This is a genomic window from Mesorhizobium sp. M1409 (assembly GCF_040317535.1).
Taxonomy (GTDB): domain Bacteria; phylum Pseudomonadota; class Alphaproteobacteria; order Rhizobiales; family Rhizobiaceae; genus Mesorhizobium.
Genome location: NZ_JAMYKV010000048.1, coordinates 1 through 18962, shown reverse-complemented (window position 1 = coordinate 18962; position 18962 = coordinate 1). Strand labels below are relative to the sequence as shown.

The 18962-nt window shown below is 59.2% G+C and carries 19 protein-coding genes and 5 pseudogenes; 17 read left to right on the top strand and 7 right to left on the bottom strand.

What is annotated here, in order from left to right; all coding sequences use genetic code 11:
• The first annotated feature begins 4 nt into the window (after window positions 1–4).
• The 10 genes and pseudogenes from nifN to NKG99_RS28070 all read left to right on the top strand — a co-directional run bounded on the left by nifN (window position 5) and on the right by NKG99_RS28070 (window position 8348).
• On the top strand, window positions 5–1387 hold the full coding sequence (gene nifN, locus NKG99_RS28125; protein ID WP_352872327.1) for a nitrogenase iron-molybdenum cofactor biosynthesis protein NifN: 1383 nt from the start codon (window positions 5–7) through the stop codon (window positions 1385–1387).
• Window positions 1353–1850: a nitrogen fixation protein NifX gene (gene nifX / locus NKG99_RS28120; RefSeq protein WP_352872325.1), complete on the top strand. Its 498-nt coding sequence runs from the start codon at window positions 1353–1355 to the stop codon at window positions 1848–1850. The genes nifN and nifX overlap by 35 nt, the downstream gene beginning before the upstream one ends.
• Window positions 1851–1867: 17 nt before the next feature.
• Window positions 1868–2347, top strand: a complete 480-nt coding sequence (locus NKG99_RS28115) for a NifX-associated nitrogen fixation protein (RefSeq protein ID WP_352872323.1) — start codon at window positions 1868–1870, stop codon at window positions 2345–2347.
• A gap of 108 nt (window positions 2348–2455) precedes the next feature.
• Window positions 2456–3160: a response regulator transcription factor gene (locus NKG99_RS28110; RefSeq protein WP_352823563.1), complete on the top strand. Its 705-nt coding sequence runs from the start codon at window positions 2456–2458 to the stop codon at window positions 3158–3160.
• Between the two features lie 107 nt (window positions 3161–3267).
• Window positions 3268–4155, top strand: coding sequence for a universal stress protein (locus NKG99_RS28105; protein ID WP_352872321.1), 888 nt, complete (start codon window positions 3268–3270; stop codon window positions 4153–4155).
• A 1290-nt stretch (window positions 4156–5445) separates the two neighbouring features.
• Window positions 5446–6648, top strand: a complete 1203-nt coding sequence (locus NKG99_RS28095) for a TlpA disulfide reductase family protein (protein WP_352872319.1) — start codon at window positions 5446–5448, stop codon at window positions 6646–6648.
• Window positions 6649–6982: 334 nt separating this feature from the next.
• A pseudogene (locus NKG99_RS28085) lies at window positions 6983–7453 on the top strand (NifX-associated nitrogen fixation protein).
• Window positions 7407–7682: a CCE_0567 family metalloprotein gene (locus NKG99_RS28080; protein WP_502913712.1), complete on the top strand. Its 276-nt coding sequence runs from the start codon at window positions 7407–7409 to the stop codon at window positions 7680–7682. The pseudogene NKG99_RS28085 and the gene NKG99_RS28080 overlap by 47 nt, the downstream one beginning before the upstream one ends.
• On the top strand, window positions 7679–7996 hold the full coding sequence (gene fdxB, locus NKG99_RS28075; protein WP_352872318.1) for a ferredoxin III, nif-specific: 318 nt from the start codon (window positions 7679–7681) through the stop codon (window positions 7994–7996). The genes NKG99_RS28080 and fdxB overlap by 4 nt, the downstream gene beginning before the upstream one ends.
• On the top strand, window positions 7905–8348 hold the full coding sequence (locus NKG99_RS28070; RefSeq protein ID WP_352872316.1) for an exopolysaccharide production repressor protein: 444 nt from the start codon (window positions 7905–7907) through the stop codon (window positions 8346–8348). Before fdxB ends, NKG99_RS28070 begins: the two co-directional genes overlap by 92 nt.
• Before the next feature lie 1239 nt (window positions 8349–9587).
• Here NKG99_RS28070 and tnpB read toward each other — a convergent pair.
• From tnpB to NKG99_RS28050, 4 genes and pseudogenes are all read right to left on the bottom strand, one after another.
• Window positions 9588–9704 (bottom strand): annotated as a pseudogene (gene tnpB / locus NKG99_RS28065) (IS66 family insertion sequence element accessory protein TnpB); the annotation flags it as partial.
• Entirely contained in the window at window positions 9701–10135 is a 435-nt protein-coding gene (gene tnpA / locus NKG99_RS28060) for an IS66-like element accessory protein TnpA (RefSeq protein ID WP_352825303.1), read from the bottom strand. The gene tnpA and the pseudogene tnpB, both read right to left, overlap by 4 nt.
• Before the next feature lie 84 nt (window positions 10136–10219).
• A pseudogene (locus NKG99_RS28055) lies at window positions 10220–10662 on the bottom strand (IS110 family transposase); the annotation flags it as partial.
• A 109-nt stretch (window positions 10663–10771) separates the two neighbouring features.
• Window positions 10772–11017: a hypothetical protein gene (locus NKG99_RS28050; protein WP_352825304.1), complete on the bottom strand. Its 246-nt coding sequence runs from the start codon at window positions 11015–11017 to the stop codon at window positions 10772–10774.
• Window positions 11018–11699: 682 nt separating this feature from the next.
• Here NKG99_RS28050 and NKG99_RS28045 point away from each other — a divergent pair.
• The 4 genes and pseudogenes from NKG99_RS28045 to NKG99_RS28030 form a co-directional block, all read left to right on the top strand.
• The gene (locus NKG99_RS28045) at window positions 11700–11882 is read left to right on the top strand and encodes a hypothetical protein (RefSeq protein ID WP_352872314.1); all 183 of its coding nucleotides are present in this window, start codon (window positions 11700–11702) and stop codon (window positions 11880–11882) included.
• A 306-nt stretch (window positions 11883–12188) separates the two neighbouring features.
• Window positions 12189–12896: a class I SAM-dependent DNA methyltransferase gene (locus tag NKG99_RS28040; RefSeq protein ID WP_352825307.1), complete on the top strand. Its 708-nt coding sequence runs from the start codon at window positions 12189–12191 to the stop codon at window positions 12894–12896.
• Window positions 12871–14064 (top strand): isopenicillin N synthase family dioxygenase, encoded by a 1194-nt coding sequence (locus tag NKG99_RS28035; protein ID WP_352872312.1) that lies wholly within the window; start codon window positions 12871–12873, stop codon window positions 14062–14064. Before NKG99_RS28040 ends, NKG99_RS28035 begins: the two co-directional genes overlap by 26 nt.
• Before the next feature lie 20 nt (window positions 14065–14084).
• Window positions 14085–14428: pseudogene (locus NKG99_RS28030) on the top strand (IS66 family transposase); the annotation flags it as partial.
• A gap of 69 nt (window positions 14429–14497) precedes the next feature.
• Here the strand turns inward: NKG99_RS28030 and NKG99_RS28025 are convergent.
• The 3 genes from NKG99_RS28025 to NKG99_RS28015 form a co-directional block, all read right to left on the bottom strand.
• Window positions 14498–14854 (bottom strand): transposase, encoded by a 357-nt coding sequence (locus NKG99_RS28025; RefSeq protein WP_352825326.1) that lies wholly within the window; start codon window positions 14852–14854, stop codon window positions 14498–14500.
• Window positions 14851–15630, bottom strand: coding sequence for a helix-turn-helix domain-containing protein (locus tag NKG99_RS28020; RefSeq protein WP_352825310.1), 780 nt, complete (start codon window positions 15628–15630; stop codon window positions 14851–14853). The genes NKG99_RS28025 and NKG99_RS28020 overlap by 4 nt, the downstream gene beginning before the upstream one ends.
• Window positions 15631–15785: 155 nt before the next feature.
• The gene (locus NKG99_RS28015) at window positions 15786–15986 is read right to left on the bottom strand and encodes a transposase family protein (protein WP_353018213.1); all 201 of its coding nucleotides are present in this window, start codon (window positions 15984–15986) and stop codon (window positions 15786–15788) included.
• A 687-nt stretch (window positions 15987–16673) separates the two neighbouring features.
• Here NKG99_RS28015 and NKG99_RS28010 point away from each other — a divergent pair.
• The 3 genes and pseudogenes from NKG99_RS28010 (at window position 16674) to NKG99_RS28000 (ending at window position 18801) form a co-directional block, all read left to right on the top strand.
• On the top strand, window positions 16674–17006 hold the full coding sequence (locus NKG99_RS28010) for a LysR family transcriptional regulator (protein ID WP_352872310.1): 333 nt from the start codon (window positions 16674–16676) through the stop codon (window positions 17004–17006).
• 1088 nt (window positions 17007–18094) lie between these two features.
• A pseudogene (locus NKG99_RS28005) lies at window positions 18095–18391 on the top strand (class I SAM-dependent methyltransferase); the annotation flags it as partial.
• A gap of 5 nt (window positions 18392–18396) precedes the next feature.
• The gene (locus NKG99_RS28000; RefSeq protein ID WP_352825329.1) at window positions 18397–18801 is read left to right on the top strand and encodes a methyltransferase domain-containing protein; all 405 of its coding nucleotides are present in this window, start codon (window positions 18397–18399) and stop codon (window positions 18799–18801) included.
• Window positions 18802–18962: the final 161 nt, after the last annotated feature.

Below are 18962 nucleotides of genomic sequence, written 5' to 3'. Positions count from 1 at the left end.
AGCGATGGTCCGCATCCTTCCCCAGAGCAAAGCGGCGGCGGTCAATCCGCTGAAGTCATCGCAGCCGTTGGGTGCCGCCTTCGCCTTCCTTGGGGTCGACGGCGCGATGCCGTTGTTCCACGGCAGCCAGGGGTGCACCAGCTTTGCGCTCGTGCTGTTCGTGCGGCATTTCAAGGAAGCCATCCCGTTGCAGACGACGGCGATGGACGAGGTGGCGACGATCCTTGGCGGGGCAGACCATCTGGAAGAGGCGATCCTCAACCTCAAGGCCCGCACAAAGCCAACGCTGATCGGGGTCTGCACGACGGCGCTGGTGGAAACCCGGGGCGAAGACTGCGCAGGAGATATCTCCAATATCAGGCTGAAGCGCACGGAAGAACTCGCGGGTACGGAGGTGGTACTAGCCAACACGCCGGATTTCGACGGCGCGATCGAAGAGGGCTGGGCCAAGGCGGTCACCGCGATGATCGAAAGGATTACGCGGCCCGGCGAGCAGGCGCGCCAGTCGAAGAAGATCGTGATCCTGCCTGGCTGGAACCTCACTGTGGCTGATATCGAGCATTTGCGTGAGATGGTTGAAAGCTTTGGACTGAAGCCCGTGATTCTGCCGGACGTCTCCGGCTCGCTCGACGGTACGGTGCCCGACCGCTGGGTCACGACCACCTATGGCGGCACCAGTGTCGAGGATATCCGTGAGCTTGGCACGGCCGAGCAATGCATCGTCATCGGTGAGCATATGCGCCGCCCGGCCGAGCTGCTGCAGAGGTTGACCGGCGTGCCTTACGTGCTGTTCCGATCGCTGACTGGATTGAAGGACGCCGACCGGTTCGTCTCGCTGCTGTCCGCGGTTTCGGGCGCGGCGGCGCCGGCTGAGGTGCGCCGTCGCCGGGCGCAGTTGCAGGACGCGTTGCTCGACGGACATTTCCACTTTGGAGGCAAGAAAATTGCGATCGCTGCTGAACCAGACCAACTCTACCAACTCGCGAGCTTCTTCATCGGCATGGGCTCCGAAATCGCGGCGGCGGTCACCACGACCGACATGTCGAAAATTTTGGAGGAAGTACCGGCGCAGTCGGTTCAGATCGGCGATCTCGGCGATTTGGAAGCTCTTGGCGCCGACGCTGATCTTCTCGTCACTCATTCCCACGGCCGCCAGGCGGCGCAGCGCCTCGGCATTCCGCTCATGCGGGTCGGCTTCCCGATCTTCGACCGGCTCGGCAGGCAGCACAAGCTCACAATCCTCTACCAGGGGACCCGCGACCTGATCTTCGAGGTTGCCAACATTTTTGAATCCAACCGGCACGCGCCGACGCCTGAGGCGCTTGATCCACTCCGTAAGCGAGAAAAGCCAGATGAGCTCCGTTCGTCGCCTCTCGCTCGTCACTGACGAGGTTCACGCACCGAGGCCGGAACGCCAAGCCGGCGCATTGCGCGTGGCGATCGCCACGCAGGATATGAAGAACCTCAACGCCCATTTCGGTTCGGCCAGGCGCTTTGCTGTCTACGACGTGACGCGCGAGGAGTGGAATCTCGTCGAGGCCGTGGCCTTCGATGACATTTCCGACGAGAGCGGGAAGCACCGAACTGAGGGCGATGACCGCATCACCCCGAAGGTGGAGGCGCTGAAGGGATGTCATCTCCTGTTTTGTCTGGCGATCGGCGGACCTTCGGCAGCCAAGGTTGTTTCGGCAAAAATTCATCCGATCAAAGTGCCGCAGCCCCAAACCATCCAAGAGGTGCTGTTGCGCACGCAGTTGATGCTCAGGACGTGTCCTCCCCCTTGGCTGCGCAAGGTGCTCGCGCAGGCAGGTGTCGCCGTACACAAACCGTCCTTCGAGGACGAGGACTGAAATGAGGAGTGGGCGAAATGTCTGACGCCGTGGTTAGCCCTGCTGTCGCCGAAGACGAGGCGGCCCTTGCCACCTCGTTCGTCAAATGCCTCGTGCGGCTGGTCCGGGCTCATGATTCCCACGGGTCTTGGGAAGGCAAATCGGACGCCGAGCTGCTGGGCGACTTCATCGTCACCAGGGAACAGCGCCGTGCGATCCCGATCATCGGCGATCCCGATCCGGACGTGCTGTGGAGGCTCGAGATGTTTTACACCGCCGTCGGGCTTGCGATCGAGGAGCGCTCCGGCCGGATGGCATCGCCGATGATGGAGATGAGCCATGAGGGCTTTGGGCGCGTGCTTCTCACGGCCGGGCGGTTGGTCGTTCTGTCGAAGACCCTGCGCGACGTCCACCGGTTCGGCTTCGAGACGTTCTGGAAACTCGCCGCGGCCGGTACCAAACTGGCGGGCGATGCGACCGCAGCCATTGAGGCTCATCCCGAGGTGGCGCGGGCGTGATGAAACCGATTTTCGATCAACGGGATCGTGTCAGGCCTTGAGGACATGCGATGGCCAGCCCTCTCAATCGAGGCGGTCGAGGCCGATGTGGTTCTTGGGGTAGCGCTGATGAAGCCACTGGTCCTGATCTGTTCGCAGGATCCGGAGTTCTATCTGGTCCACAGCCACATTCTGGAGGTGGATGGCTTCACGATTCAACTGGCCGGCGGCGTGGAGGAGGCGCTTGCATTGGCCAGTGAACGGGAGCCGAAGGCCGTGGTGCTGGACTGCCAGCCAACAATCGCGACAGGCTCCACAATCTGCGCCCGGCTCAAGGGGGAGCCCCGGACCGGCGGCCTGCCCGTAATTGCGCTGATCGCGCCCGGCGCCGAGAACCAGCACCTCGATCTCTTGAAGGCTGGTATTGACGAGAGCTTTGTGCGGCCCTTCGCGCCGGCCAAGCTGCTTGACTGTCTACGGATGAAGCTGGCGCTGCCAAAGCCGGGTTCGAACGGGATTGAAAACGGCGGCTGGATCTCCTGTGGCGACCTTGAGATAAGGCTCGATGCCCACCGCGTTCGGGGTAATGGCCACGAAGTCCACCTTGGGCCGATCGAGTTCAACCTGCTGCGGCTTTTGCTTGAGACTCCCGGCAAGGTCTTCACCAGAGACGAGCTGATCAGCGCGGCCTGGCCGCCCAATATCCATGTCGGTGTACGCACCGTGGATGTCCATATCAGCCGGCTCAGAAGGGCTCTGAAGGCGGCCTCCCCCTCCAGCGTCATTCGTACCGTCAGGTCGGCCGGCTACTCGCTCGAGTGGCCGGACGGCTGAATAGATAACCGATGTGGTGCCACTCCGCATTTCCGCCGTCCTGAGGGCAAGTCTTGCGGCTTCGAAACGCGCCGGCAGGTACGACATATTCAGAAAGAAGCAGTCAAATGGCTTTCAGAAGCGTACTCAGTGTGACGGGAGCTGACCACTCCGATCAGGATGTCAGAACAGCTGCCAGCTTGTGTGCCGAAGTCGGCGCGTTTCTTTCCGTACTGGTGATGTCGCCTCCGCCGCTCATTGTGCCGTCTCCACTGCTCGGCGATGACATCCCCGAGTGGCCTGGACAACGCGCACAGGCCATCGCCAGACTGAACAAACGGTTTAGGCAGATCGAAAGATTTTCACAGGACATAGCCAGGCTGGAAAAGATATCCAGGGAAATTCACAAACTGCTGAGAGCCACGTGGCGGTGCTATGATGTCGATACTGCCAACTGCGATCAGGCCAGCGTCGGTGACGCGGTGCGACAGCGGGCGCTCTGCAACGACCTGACAATCGTCGGCCCCGCACTTCTCAACGACATTAACCTCGGACCCCTTGTTATCAACGGCAGCTTGTTCGAGACCGGAAAGCCGGTGCTTGTCGTGCCGGAGGGCGCTGAGGCGACTCTGTCGCCACAGCGCGTGCTGGTCGGCTGGGAGTCGCGAGCCGAGGCGTCCCGCGCGGTTCGGGAAGCGCTGGATCTGCTATCCGCCGCCGAGGAAGTTCGTGTCGCCCTCGTCGATCCTGTGGCGACCTGGACCGGAAGCGGCGCCGAGCCGGGAGCCGACATCGCTGCCTATCTCACTCGGCACGGTGCTCGGGTGTCGGTTGACCTGCTGCCGAGTGCCGGCAAACCGGTGGCCACGGTGCTCGCGCAGCACGCAATCGACACGTCTGCCGACATGATAGTCATGGGCGCTTACGGCAGCCGCCGGCTGCGCGAGCGGCTCTTCGGTGGCGTGACGAGATGGATAGTTGGGAAGCCGCCATTGCCGCTGTTTTTGGCTCGCTGACGGGTTCCGAAGCAGCACCGACGCTGTTCGAAGCTCTATTCACTGGGTCACTATCCTGATGCCAAGTCGGAGAAGGGCAACGTGCAAGCTTCGCGAAGCCAATCTGCACCGCGCCGCCCGAAAACTCCGCGCACGCCTCTAGTGGTTCTGCTCGCCCGAGCTTGGTCCGTGATGCTGAGACCAACGGCCGGGCAGAGGTATGGGCAGTCATCACTGCAGCCACGATTACGGCGCAGGTCGGCGTCAGGTCAAAGAGGGTCGTTCAGCGCGACCGAGTTCGGACCCGTAGCGGCATCGTATGCGTTCCATCACGATCTCCTCATTACTGGCCGGGAGGCTTAACAACGCAACGACCGTGCCGTGGCCGACGCCCTCAACTTCGAGTGGGAACGGTCGGGCTCCTGCCGCGGTCGGCGGGAATCGATCGCATAAATCACCTTGGCATGGTCTAAGAATTGCAGGCGGTTAGGGGTGCGGACGGCCGAATCTTCAGCGTTTTCAGTCGGTCCGTCCCGACCCGTGGCGACCGAGCGGTCTTTGGGGCTGGTCAACTTCCGACAACGCTCACATTCGCACCGGCGGTCCCTGCAGCGCCTGAGCACAGGGAACACAGAAAATATCGGCACAAAGCAGGAACTCGGAGAGTTCACCGGCCGGCACGCGCGGCATTCATCCTGGCCTCTTTCGCCGCGACATCATCATTGGTCTGAGGATGGCGGTATTGGCGAGCTACAGCTGGACCGGCTTCGTCGTGAAAAACTCCCATGTCGCCAGCCCAGGAATTCAATCGCAAGGCGGGCGAGGGGGCACAGGCCGCGCTCGGATGGAGCGGCCCCTCGCAATCGCAAAATGGCGAGATCGCTACCGCCTCCGGACCGGAACGGTAAGACGCTCAAGCCGGTGGCGTGAAGCGGACGATGATGACGAGCCCTGGCGGTAGCCAACGCAGTCATGATGTCCATCGGCTTCGTCCCTCGGCCCGAATGCATATTGAGTCGTCCGGGCCACGCTTTTTCTGCCGACGCGAAGCGCGTGATACTTGTCCAAAACCTGACAGCGGCAGAAAACACGTCGCGTTCAATACAACCGGCCATCTTGGCATTTGGAGGCTTTTCTAGCGATTCATGCGCTTACTGCCCGCTGAGCGCGTTGGCACGGCCTTTGCGAATTGAGATTCAGCAACACTGAGTGAAGGCTGACTGCACGCAGATGCGCAAGACGAGCGATGCTCTCCCTTCGTTGAACCCTCGTGCCCCGTCTCAAAGGGGGAACAAGCTTGCGCATAAGGTCATGCAACCTTTGGCAACAGCTTTGGAGAGCAAAATAATGTTGCGGATGGGGTCACCGGCTCCTCCGATCAAAGTGGAGGACTGGCTACGTGGCGAGCCCCTTGCGAACTTCCAGCCCGGCAAAGTCTATATCGTCGAATTTTGGGCAACTTGGTGCGAACTATGTGCGGCGGAGATGCTCGATCTGATGCGGCTACAGGAGAAATACAGGGACAGCGGACTTGAGGTCGTCGCAGTAGCGGCTAATGAAGACGCTCCAACGGCCGTTGAGGCTCGCACCAAGTTAAAAGCTTGGTTGACCGAAAAGTGCTCGCATCTGAACTATCGGATCGCGTTCGACTACACAGGCGAAATGAACAAGCTTTGGAGGAAACCCACCTTTTCTGTCGGGATTCCGATTTCGTTCGAGGTCGACCGAGACGGCCACATCGCCTTTATTGGTCATCCGGGGCAACTCGATGAGGTTTTGCCGAAAGCGCTCAACGGCAGCTGGCGCACCAGCGATAAAGCTAAAGCCGCCGATGCGGAGCGGATCGCCACAAGTGAACCCATGGCGCGCGAACAAGCGTCGAAGAAGCCGATCGACGACAGATTCTGGGCGGCGGTGAAGTTAGAAGATTGGAAGACGGCGCTCTGGGCGATCGAAGAGGGCATCGCCCTAATGCCGGACGACATCAATTTCCGCCTGGCTCATGCGCACCTGTTGCTTCACAAAATACAAGACATGTGGACCGGCTTGCCCGTGATGCGCCAATTGGTCCGCAACGCAATCGACAAGAACTCCCAGGATTGGATGGTTTCGGCGCTAGACCAGCTTTTCCATCCGGCCAATGACCATTCGCGCCTTCCCCCCGCTGAGCGCTTTGCGATGGGCAAGGAGCTGTCCGAACACATTCTGGCACTGAATCCCCCGCAAGGCGACAGCCCTAAGTTCCGGTCTTATCCCGCGGTTGCCCGGTACTATTACGAGAACGGCAACACCGATCGTGCGATCGAGTTGGTCGAACTGGCACTGCAGTCGCTGGACGGTCCGGAGCCTGTCCCGGACGAATTGAAAGAGGAGCATCTGCCGGATTTGCTGCTGGCCCTCGCTAACTACAGGGGTGGGAAGGTTTGTTACGGCGCTCTCTGTGCGGCTCCGCAAAACAATTTCCCGAAGGTGCCAAAGCGCGGTCGGCCGAGGAGAAAAAACAAAAAGGGTTGATTGGTCGAAATGGATTACTGGCCAATTCGTCCATTTCCTTGGCGTGGCCGCAGCAAGGAGGGTCCATGCAGCACTTGGTCGATCGTTTGCAGCAGGATCGAGGCGCGAATCTTCATGACCTCCGGCCGCATTGCGGCGGAAGTGATCTTCCACGCGAATCAGCGTGGAGGACTTCGCAGTCGAGGAGGTGTTCAAGGTCGGCCACGGGGACATCAATTGCGTGAAATCGGGCGGCCCGAGCCGGGCGTCGGCTGCGCAAGTGTGCCCGAAGTAGGCGTCCCCGAAAACAGACATCGTGCTTCGAGGAAGAGGACTGAAGTGAGGAGAAGGCGAAATGTCTGATGCCGCGGTCAGCCCTGCGGTCAACGAGGACGAGGCGGCCCTTGCCATGCCTTTTGTCAGATGCCTCGTGCGGCTGATCCGTGCTCAAGACTCCTGCGGCTCATGGAAAAGGCAAATCGGACTCCACGCGGCTGGCCGACTTCATCGTCACCACAAAACACGGCCGTGCGATCCCCATCATCGGCGATCCCGATCCGGACGTGCTGTGGAGGCTCGACACTTTTTACACGGCCGTCGGGCTTACAATCGAGGAGCGCTCCGGCCTGATGACATCGCCAACGATGGAGATGAAAACCAGGGGGGTTCGGACGATTGCTTTTCACGGCCGGGAGGTTGGTCGCTCTGTCGAGACTTCCACCGGTTCGGCTTCGAGATGTTCAGGAAGCTCGCGGAGGCCGATACGAAACTGCTCGACGATGCGACTGCAGCTATCGAAGCCTATCCCGACGTGGCACGGGCGTGAAGAAACCGATTTCGAGGAAGGATTTATGTCAAAGCTAGATGAGATGGGGAAGAAGGTCCGAAAGCTTCAGCTGCGCGCGGCAGTTGCCAAGATGAAATTGCGCGACCTTGCAGAGAATCTCCCGGGAAACTGGGCGGAGATAGAGGAAGTTGCCGAGGAAACGTCGGCCGTTTTTGCCGAGTTGGATGGTGCCAAGAGAGAGCTCGCTGCAATGAAGAAGTTACGATGACGAGCACATTCACCACCCGCGACGGCTCCGCATGGGTGCCGGAATATCTCACCGCTATAGACGGCATGACCTGCATCGGCTGCGGCCGCTGTTTCAAAGTCTGCTCGCGCGAGGTCATGCATCTTTACGGCGTCGATGACGCGGGTGAAATCCTCGGCGCCTGGGACGACGAGGACGACGATTTCGATGGCGAGCTCAATCGCATGATCATGGTCGTCGATCATGCCGGCCGCTGCATTGGCTGCGGAGCCTGCGCCCGCGTCTGCCCGAGGAACTGCCAGACCCATGTTGCGGCCGACCAGGTCGCAGCATGATCTGAGGAGACGAACCAGGAGAACGGCGTTGCCCTTTAGAACCTTTTGTCGTGTCCTGGGGCTGGTGCTGTGCAGCACCGCACTGACTGTCTACTTCGCTTCTCATTCCATCGGCACAGTAGTCGTCACGACGCTGACTTGTTCGCCGCTCCTTCAGCTGGCGTATTTCGCAAGCGTGCTCTTTCTGATCTCGCGGTCTGGCTGCGTTAGCCGAGCTGGCCAAAGGGCTGAGCATTTCGACAGTTGCAAGGAAGTTGGATCCGAGCCGCCAGACCTTGATGAGGTGACGAATGAATCCGCAGATTTGCTCCAGCGCGATCGAATGCGGGCCATATCGCTGCTGCTGCCCTGAGGCGCCATGACAAGGTCAGTGCTCAAGCTGGCGCCACTTTGGACCAACCATAAACATTGAGCAGATATTAGAAGGAATACTGTGCTTGAGAAGTCGATGGTGACCGCAATCCGGTCATTCTAGTTAATCCAGGAGATGCAGTTCTTGAATGCCATACGCATTGGGGTACTCTCGGTTGCAACTCTCAATGACGAACGAGGCGCTGGAAATAGTAATTGGACTCTGGCGCCGGATAATGCAGATGACGTCAAATCAAAGACGCCTCTAGAATGACTGGTGCATGGCTATTCAGCTCCATCGCGTGTTGCCGGAGAGAAAATGCTGCAAAAGTTCGAACGCTATCCGCTCACATTTGGGCCCATGCCCATCGAGAAGCTTGAAGTATTTCAATCTATGTCTGGCGCGCGTACCAACCTCTGTCGACATTAGTTTTGCTGGGTACTCCGAGCCTTGGCTCAATCCGGATTGCACCGAAATGGTCGAGCACGCGTACGGCAAAGGCCATGGCATCCGGAATTTTCACGACGCTTGTAGGAATTGAAGGAGCGGGATCTACAACGGTTGCGAGCGCTGCGCTGGAGGGTATTCGTGATCCATGTTTGCGATGATGGCGCCTAAATGAATAGGGGCCTTGTCAAAGACAAGTATCTCAATTTGATTCGTCAACTGGTCGACGCAGACATCTCCTCGATTCGCTTCGTAGTCTTGGGCGAGGGTCCATCCCGATAGCGTCGACATAATTCCTGCCGAAGCGCTAGTTCGCACGCGGCCGGTGAGTAGCCGGGGGGAAGCGTCGACCCTAAGATTGTTGAACCACGGCAGCCAGTCGTCGGAGCGCTGACTTGCGTGGACGAACGACAGTATCGGAATGTTCTTCTTCCAAACGGCGACGTTACCCTCTGCTCCATGGATTTTGAACGGGGCAACGTATTGGGAAATGCTGCGCGACGAATACGAAGATCTCTTTGAAGGGCCAGTCTTTTGCGAAATCGTCGATCGCATGAATGGAGCGGATGGTTTTCTGCTTCGTAGGATGTGCGAACTTGCCGATCCAAAGGCATCCGCAAGCTGATTGGATATGCCGGCGAACCGCCTGAGGGGGGGCGGCGCGAATGCCGATACTCTCGGCTGACGCGACCCGGTATCTTTATTCGAGGCAGGAAGCGCTGACGAACAGCCGCCAGCATTGGCACACATGGCGACATTCACCATACTTTGCGGTCCTCGCCCGACGCATAAGAACGGATCGGCACCCATCGTCTCGCGCACCAACGCAGCCAGCCCCTCCGCCCCCTTGCGGAAGTCCACCGGCTTTGTCGCCACCATGACCTTGACGGCGCCCGTCGGCCCGATCACGACGTTGCCTTCAGCGCACGGATCACCGCCGCAACCGTCTTGGCGTCTGCGTCGCGGCCAACCCGCATGGCGATGCCGTCGATCTCAAGCTCGATCAGGCCAGCATCTCGGGTCGCCTTCCGCTTCCGCGGCTGCGCTGAACGCGTCGGCGCGGGTTCCGGAGGCGTCACCACCGCCGGCACGAAGGCCGGGGATTCCTGCTGCACCGAAGCGGCCTGTTTGCGCGCTTCGCGCCGCCAGGCGAACACCTGCTGTGGCCTGAGACCATAACGCCGGGCGACTTCGGAAATGATTGCGTTCGGTTCCAGCGTCTCCGCGACGATCCGCGCCTTGTCATCCCGCGACCAGTGACGCCGGCCGCCAGCACCGTTGATCACCTCGAAACGCCGAGGCTGCCGCTCCGGGTCAAGCGTAAGGTCAAGTCCAGACACAAGCCTATCTCCGATCCCAATACAGGATCGGCAACCTCACAGATCGCGATCACTCCCGAAAGGTGGCCCCGAAACACCGCTTACCAACAGTCCGCGAATATCGTTTTCAATGGCGATCGCTCTTTGCCTGCAGCAGCTTGCGCGCCGTCAGCGGGGCCCGTCGTTTCTGGCTAGTCAGCGTTTCACATGCACAGGGCGGTACAGGTTGACCCGCATCATCTGCGCGATGCCACGTGCATCATTGCGATCGGTCTTGTTCGGCTGAGCCTTCAGGAAGGCTTTTACATGCCGCGTTTCGATGCAAATCACCGGCACGCCGGCCCTGGCGAGGACCTCGAATAGCCATTGCGATAAAGGTCCGGCTTCAAGGCCAACCCGCTCAAGGTTCCAAGCCGGATCTCGCAACACCGAGATTAGGCCATCGGGTGGCTGGGAACCTTCACCTCTCGGCAAATCTTGCCCGTTTCATCGACAATGCAGATGGCGGTCTCTTTCACCGAGACATCAAGGTCCGTATAATGCTTCATGCTGAGCTTCCTTTCTCGATGCTTGTGGCTGTTGCAAAACATGACCACGTTTACCATGCTCGAAGCGCAACACCTTCTCCTACCATCCACCGCCGTCTAAGGGTGAGGCTCAAGGCGGATACCCCATCTTGCATTGTGCCAGCCCGATATCCATTACCCAGCCATGCCTCGAGCGAACCCTGTGATCGGTGCGGCGCACGATCTCCTTGATGGGGATGCCTTCGCCGGCAAGTTTCAGGATTGCCGCGTTAGTCTCCTCGTGCCGCAGATAGCCTTCGTATTGCACCTTCTCCGCGTAGGTGAGAAAGTCGGGATTGATCGTCTTAGCGTCGATCGCAGTTTGGGTTATCCGCATCGACTTGCGAACGGGAGGAAAGCCGCGCTCGCATTCTCCAAGAGATGCAAGCGGTCGGCGATCTGAACCGCATTCGGAAATGCCTTGGCGGTGGCCTTCGCCGTAACGCCGCGATCAGTTCGACTTGTCGATACTCGTTAGACATAAATCCTATCCTCAAGCTTGTGCTTGAGCCTTCCTGCTTACGCTGAGTGTCCGGTCGAAAGTGTGGGCAGTTCAGAGATTGCCCCGAAGAGAGTGATGGCGGCGCCGGGTTCGCGGGTCGCGTTGGCGTCGGCGGCAAGCGCCTGCGCTTGACGAGGCGCAAACTCCTGGCCCTTGAGCGGCTCGGCGCCCGACACTCCGCCCTGGCCGGTAATACGAGAGGATCATGCGATTGGCAAGCTTGAGGGCGGTCTGCAGCGCTACTACCGGCAAGGTGGTGTCGGATGACCCGCAGCCGATCTTGACCTCTCTGGCTGTCGAATAGGGTTCGTCACGCCCTTTGGGAAAATCCACAAATTTTGTTTAATAATTATGAAAAAATTCTAAGATACTTAAAATTACAGTATACTTGCCTTAAAATTATAACACATATTCTTATCATTAAATGACTAGATGATCGGAGTAATCCTACTTATATTCCGTCGCTGATGGAGAGTCGCTATAAATCTTACCACATTAACTTATGAAAGGAAGTCATATGTTTACGGCCGAGGCTGGAGCAAGCGCCGTGCGCGCCACTCGTTTCGACAATGAATCGGATTCATTGGAGCCGATAGCGTTGTGCCGATCGGCCGCCAAGCTCTTGGAGGCCCGGCTAACAGGTAAACAAGACATCAATCCCCCGGTCGCGAATGACTTGCTCGAAAAGGGCAACCGGTGACAAGCATCGCGATGCGACTCGCAATAACGGCACTTGTCGTCGACTACCTGCCGCCACGCAACGTCTTCGACACGTTAGTAGGCCCACAGGGCCGCTTTGGCCGGAATGCGCCAGACCGCGGTGAAGTTAACATACCCCCACTGAAGACGCTTGAGATCGCCCATCCGGCGGCAGTTGGCGTGCATTTCGCTCAAAGCGCCCGCGAGAGCTACGCTCAGCGCACGGAACGAACAACTCAGGGGTTGAGCCGCGGCGATTGCGCTCCAATGACAACTGTACTCATCACTCATATACGGAGAAACTATCATGAACACCCTCGATCAGCAGACGCCTGCGGAGCAAGCCGCACGAAAGCGCATTAAGGATTCCCACGCCCTCGACGGAGACGCTGGTCGCTTGGCCCACTTCTATCGCGGATGGGCCAGTGCCTACGATCTGGATGTCGGCCGCGACGGGTACTGCGGGCCGATGATCATGGCAGAACTGGCGGGCGCCGTGCAGACGGCCTATTTGGCTGGGCCGCGAGCAGCCATCGCAATCCTGGACGCCGGTTGCGGAACGGGCCTCGTCGGCGTGGAACTGGAACGCCTCGGGTTCCGGTCGATCGACGGGTTCGACCTCTCCGAGGAGATGGCTGAAAAGGCCCGGCAAACGCGCGTCTATCGCCATGTCCGAGGCAACGTCGACCTCAACGGGCCGCTCTCCGACCACGCCAGCGCGAGCTATGACATCACGGTCTGCTGCGGCGTCTTCACGCTCGGGCATGTTCGACCGGATGGGCTGCGCGAACTGGCCCGCGTCACGCGCCCGAATGGATTCGTCATCGCAAGCACCCGCAAGAGCTATGCCGAAACCGCGTGCTTTGACGAGGAGGTGCGGCATCTGGAGGATGCGGGCATCCTTGTACCGACACAGCGTCTAAAGGACGGCAGATACGTCACGGAGGAGGGCGCGCACTATTGGGTTTTCCGGGTGCCCGAGAATGCCAATGCACCAACGGACCACCGGCCATGACAACATTGCCGCAAATCTCCCTGGCGAAGTTGGCGGCCAATGCAAGGCGACACGAAGGGTGCGAATTCCTGCGTATGCCTGCCATGACTTCGGGCTCTTCGACCTTTGTTGGCACGGCATCCCGAAACAGTGCAAATCGTTGTGCGGCTCGACGGTCAAGAAAGGTGTACTCATGCCCAAAGATCTCTTAGCTAAACTGGACGACAGGCTGCGCGCGAAACGGGAGAGCTTTGACAAGCTGCCGGTGATTGACATCGCGCCACTTCTCGATGGCAGCAATAAACAGAGGGTGGCGAAAGAAATGCGCTGGGCATTGTCGAACACCGGCTTCATGTACGTGAAGAACCATGGTATTCCGCAGAATTTCGTGGATTCGGTGTTCGAGGTGAGCCGTCGTTTCTTTGATCTGACCATGTCACAGAAGATGACATTGCATATTAGCAACTCCAATGTGGCCCTTCGCGGATACATTGAGCCGTTCGGGGAGAACACCGATCCGGGCAAGACGAAAGACCTGAAGGAATGCTTTGACATCGGGCCTGAACATTCGATGTTGGAAGTTCCGTTTTTCGGCCCCAACCAGTGGCCCTCAAGTCTGCCCGAGTTTCAGGAACTGACATACGGGTACCATGAAAAGATGGTGAACCTCGCGAAACAACTCTTGCAAGGCATTGCGCTCAGTCTGGACCTGTCGGAAAGCTATTTCGAAAGCCTCATGCGCAACCCGATCAGCATACAGCGTCTGCTTCATTATCCACCGCAAAGTGGCTACATTAGCGAAGAGATGATTGGTATTGGCGCCCACACGGATTACGGCAATCTGACCATCTTGGCGCAGGACGACGTGGGTGGTCTTCAGGTCATGAACCGCGATGGCGATTGGGTCGAGGGCGTTCCGATCCATGGCACATTCGTAATCAACATTGGCGATCTGATTCAGCGACTCACCAATGATGTCTACCTGGCGAATATGCACCGCGTGGTGAATATCTCGGGACGCGAGCGATACTCGATCCCCTTCTTTATCGACGCTGATTTCAATGCGATCATTGAACCATTGCCCTCATGTGTCACGGACAGCAACCCGCTTCACTACAAGCGGGTGACGTGCGGCGAGCACAAGTTCCGGCGTTTCGCAGCAAGTTACGCTCACTTGGCCAAAGCGTGATGAGAGTGGATATGCAACTCGCCCGACTGGCAGAGCTTGGCGAAGACGGCACCGACATGAATGAAGATCATCCCGCGCCAGTGGAAACTGATCCAGACTGAGCGCAAGAACTTCACTTGCCAAGAATGCGAGGCGATCACGCAGATGCCTGCACCCGGCCATGTGGCGTCGCGCGGCTTTGCCGGGCCGAACCTGTGGGCGATGATCCTGTTGGAGAGGTTCCTCAGCATTATCCGTTGAACCGGCGGAGAGCGCTGCGGGGGCCACCGATCTGAGCCTCTCTAGGCTGGCGGACCAGGACGGCGCCTGTACCGCGGTACTGAAGCCGGCGCACGCGCTAATCGAGGCGCATGTGTATAGCGCGACGATCTGGGGTTCTTCCGCATATTTGGTGCAGGGGCTGTTGTCAGGGGTACCTCCTTGGCCGATCTGATTAGGCGGCGGCCAGCAGCCTGCTTCTAAGCAGCGGATATCCCGAGCGCCCATACATCTGCCGCTTGATCGTCTTGAGGCGGTTGATCTGACCTTCGACGGGGCTCGTGCTCCAGGGCTGGGTGATTGCCGCCCGGACAGCCTCAATGTCACGGCCGATACCTGCTGCAAGGGAGGCCAGCTCGCTGTTGGCGGCATCGGCGATCCATTGCTCGAGGCCGGCATCATCGTTGCCGCGTATCACTGCGGCAAAACGGCGGGCGAGTTCGCCCGCGATCGAAAGCTCCGGCGCATTTTCATGGAGATGGTGGAGGAACCGCTTGGTCTGCTCATCGAGAGATGTCGGGTCTTCGCTCAGGAGCCATGCACAGTTCCGGCGCGATGGCGGCCGCCACCGTGAATTTGGTGGAGTGGTCGATGACCGCTCCTTGCGGGCGGCGGTCCATCTGTAGACGGTCCCCCTGCTGCCTTCAAAGCCGCGGCGCTTGATTTCGGTCCACAGCTGAGCCCGTTGCGCTGGCCTTGCTGCCAGCGCTGTTCGAGATAGTCCTGGAAAGAATCCAGGACCGAGCGCGTGGATGGCCGCCGGTGCTCGGGCTTACCGCCCGCGGCAAGCCAGCGCTCGACCGTCCTCACGCTGATGCCGATCCGCGGCGCGATCTGGCGCGGCGATAGGCCGGCCGTGCGCAAGTCAAAGATTTCGGCATAGAGTTCGCGGCGCTGGTTGCGCCGCGACCGGCGCAGGCCATCAAGTTTTGTGGAAGTCTCTTCCGATGGTTCCTGCCTGGCGTCGTCGATTCCGGCCATCTCGGCGATCATGGCCTTTCCGGCGGCACTGACCGCCTTGCGATGGCAGCCGACGGCCAGACGCAACGCTTCACCCAGGTTCTGCAGAAGATGCCAGCGATCGGCGGCCTGCGTTGCATCGGGAGCGCCGCGATGGGGCGCCCTCGGCATAAACGCCGGCACGATCGCGCGCGATGACCTCGATGCCAGGATGGCGTTCCAGCCATGATGCGACCGCGTCGGCGTTTCGATCCGGCAACAGATCGAGGACGCGGTTGCTCCCAGATCGCAGATGATCGTTCCGTAGCGGTGCCCCTTGCGCGGCCCAATCGTCGATGCCGACCACACGCGGCGCTTCCGGCGGCTCGAACCCGGCCGCGCGGATCATCCGCACCAGTGTGTCGCCACTCGCCGGCATGGCGAGCCTGTCCGACAGGCGTGAGCCCGGCTCGCCACCCACCGCAAAGCCGATGCCAGCTGGCTTTCGCCGAGCCGAACGTGCGTCAAGCCTTCGGTTGAACCGTCTCAGGAAACCTCTCGGTGAAGATCCGGCGCGGGCATTGTGGATTCGCGCATCGAAACCGTCGTGCGTGAAGCTGGATTTCGACAATCCGCCCCTGCCACGGCAGATCGGTCAACCGCCGCATGTAGTGACTGTGGACGTGGCGGGGTGGGCGACCGCAACATGGACAGCACGATTCCATCGCCTTCGGCCGGGCAACAAGCACAACCCTGTCAGCCTGCGGGAGAATTTGGACAATCGAAAGCTCGGGCGAAATCAGCGAGCGGAAGGCATGGAGCACGGGCAAATCACGGCGTCGACTGGGATCCCGACTCTATGAACTTATTCGCACCGTCCGTGAATCCCGCAACCTGCACCAAATATGCGGAAGAACCCTTGATTGTCGCCGCGCACATGTGCTTGCCGCCGAGCGTCCGAATGCTGACGCCACCACCGTGCCGATCCTGGCGAACGGCAAGACCAATACCGGTCGCAGCCAGGCCCCTATCCCAACTTCACGCTAGGTGAAACCGTGCCGTGGCTGCCCCCACCCTGAGCACCTCGGCACGGAATCGATGGCACGGGGTTTCTTCACACGGTGGCCGGATCCCACCGTCAAGCGACGGTCCCGCGCATGTCTATCCACAAACCTGTGTCGGGAACTGGACAAGAATGTCGGAAACTTAACGAAAAGGTCGCCAGGGGCGGCCATCGGTCTGGGGAAGTGGTGCAACTAGAACGGCACGCAACTTGCTCCGGTCACGGCGGACGGCCGCACTCCGCTAAGGAGGCTGGTGTGATTGACCAAAATGGCGGCGGTCGTTTATGGGCCAGAGGACGAGGATACCCTGCTTGTGGTTCGCGACTCCCGATCTGATTGGATTTTTCAATGGTTTCTCAGTATTACGATCTCCCGTCATTGGGCGCTCTCACGGCATTCGAGGCCTCGGCACGCCATCTCTCATTCAAGCTTGCGGCTTCCGAGCTGGGCGTGACATCGGGAGAAATCAGTCGGCAGATCGAAGCCATTGAGGACGACCTTGGTGTTCCGCTGTTTGTGAGGCGAGGAACCGGCGTCATGCTTACCAGCGCTGGCAAAGACATCTACAGCGTGCTGGCAAGCAGCCTTTCCAAAGCGTCCGATGTCGTCAGGACTATTAGACGCGATGGTTCCCGGAATGTCACGATGCCTCCAGCGATGCGTTCGCGTCGACGTGGTTGATGCCGTGCATGCCGCGCTATTGGTCACTGCATGCTGATATCACTGACTCGGATTGCGTGCTTTAGCGATTTTGCCGCGACGCTGTGGTCCGATGCCTATTCCCAAGACGTCATCGACAGCTATTTGTGCACGTTTACTACTGATACTCCGCGCCTTGGGGCAGTGTCGGCTCTGGGACACGCACGCCAACTGGCTCCGGAGCGGTTCATTGGTTCTGTTCCAAGGAGGATGATCCAGATGCTCCGCGTCTGGCCTCCTTTTCGAAGGTGCGGGGAGTTCAGCCGCGAGGACGTGCTTTTGGGCGGCCGCCGCTTTCTGGATTGGCTCCGCCATCATCATCCCGACCAAAGAGCTTCAAGCGTTGACGGCGGAGCACGTCTTCGCCGCCATTGAGCATCGGCTGTCGCTATCGGCGACCTCCGCCACCCGCGCGGCGGCGACTGGATCATCGTTCGAAAAAGGGAATGACTGACGAGGGCCGTTACAGAGGGCGGTATGTTCACCTCAGCCACTGAGTTGGCTCGCCCTACACTGAGCGTCCCAGGGTTGCTCGGACGGGCCGAGCCGGTCCCACCACAGGAGGACGAGCGGGGTAAGGCGCTCAAGGGCGCCACACAAGAATTGACGACCATACGATCAAACTCAAGCTGCCGAAGCCCGATGTCACGATCATTTCGGGGTTGTCGATTATCCCGCGCTAAACGTTCACTGTGTCTACGAAAAAGAACAGGTCGGACATCATTGCGCATTCGGTCGGCACAGGCATTTGAAATAGGTATGACAAATTGTCAATATTGCTTTGTAAATATGTTAAAGTATATTTAATGAAATTGAATATTAATCAAAATAGTTTAACCAATTTATACTTGCTTGCTAGGGAAAAAACCGACATATATACGCCAGTATTCACGTGTCTGGCTTATAGCCAAGTCCACCCATCGATAATCGCCAACTCCTGGCACCGGCTATCCGGTAGCCGAACCGCATGGTCGGACAGTCAAGCTCGGCAACACGGGAAGGAACAGCTTTTAGATCAGCCGCGGCCATTGCGCCGCCAATAACCATCTGCCCCTACACGGAAGAACGTCATGCATACCCTCGATCAACAGACCGAACTGAAGCAAGCCGCACGAAAGCGCATCAATGATTCCCGTGCCCTCGACGGCGATGTTGGTCGCTTGGCCCACTTCTTTCGCGGATGGGCGAGTTCCTATGACCTAGATGTTGGCCGCGAGGGGTATTGCGGGCCGACGCTCGTTGCGGGACTGGCGGGCACCATGCAGCCAACCTATTTGGCCAGCCAGCGACCAGCCATCACAATCCTGGACGCTGGCTGCGGAACGGGGGCTCTCGGCGTGCAACTGGAACGTCTCGGCTTCCACTCGGTCGATTGGTTCGATCTCTCGGAAGAAATGGTCGAAAAGGCCTCTACCGCCATGTCCAAGGCGATGTCGACCTTAACGGGCCGCTATCCGACCACCCCACTGCGACTTGTGACATTAAGGTCTGCTGCGGCGTCTTCACCCTCGGGCACGTCCGACCGGATGCGCTGCGCGAACTGGCTCGCGTCACGCGCCCCAACGGATTCATCATCGCAAGCACCCGCAAGAGCTATGCGGAGGCCACTTCCTTTGAAAATGAGGCGCGGCGTCTGCAAGCTGCGGGCGTACTTGTGACGGCACAGTGCCTAAGTGACGGCAAATACATCGCGGAGGAGGGCGCGCATTACTGGGTTTTCCAAGTGCCCGAGAAGGCCGGCGTACCGGCAGGACAGTGCAATTCTGATGGGAAATGACACAAGCGCCAAAAAGGACAGTGCTTGCAAACGGAGTTTTAGGTGACCAGAAATGAAACAACATCTTCCAGAGTCAAAAACCTTACTGAACGTCGTGAAGAGCTCGCTCGAACCATCGTATCGGATATTTTGCTTCCCGCATGGCGGTGGCAGTGTCCAAT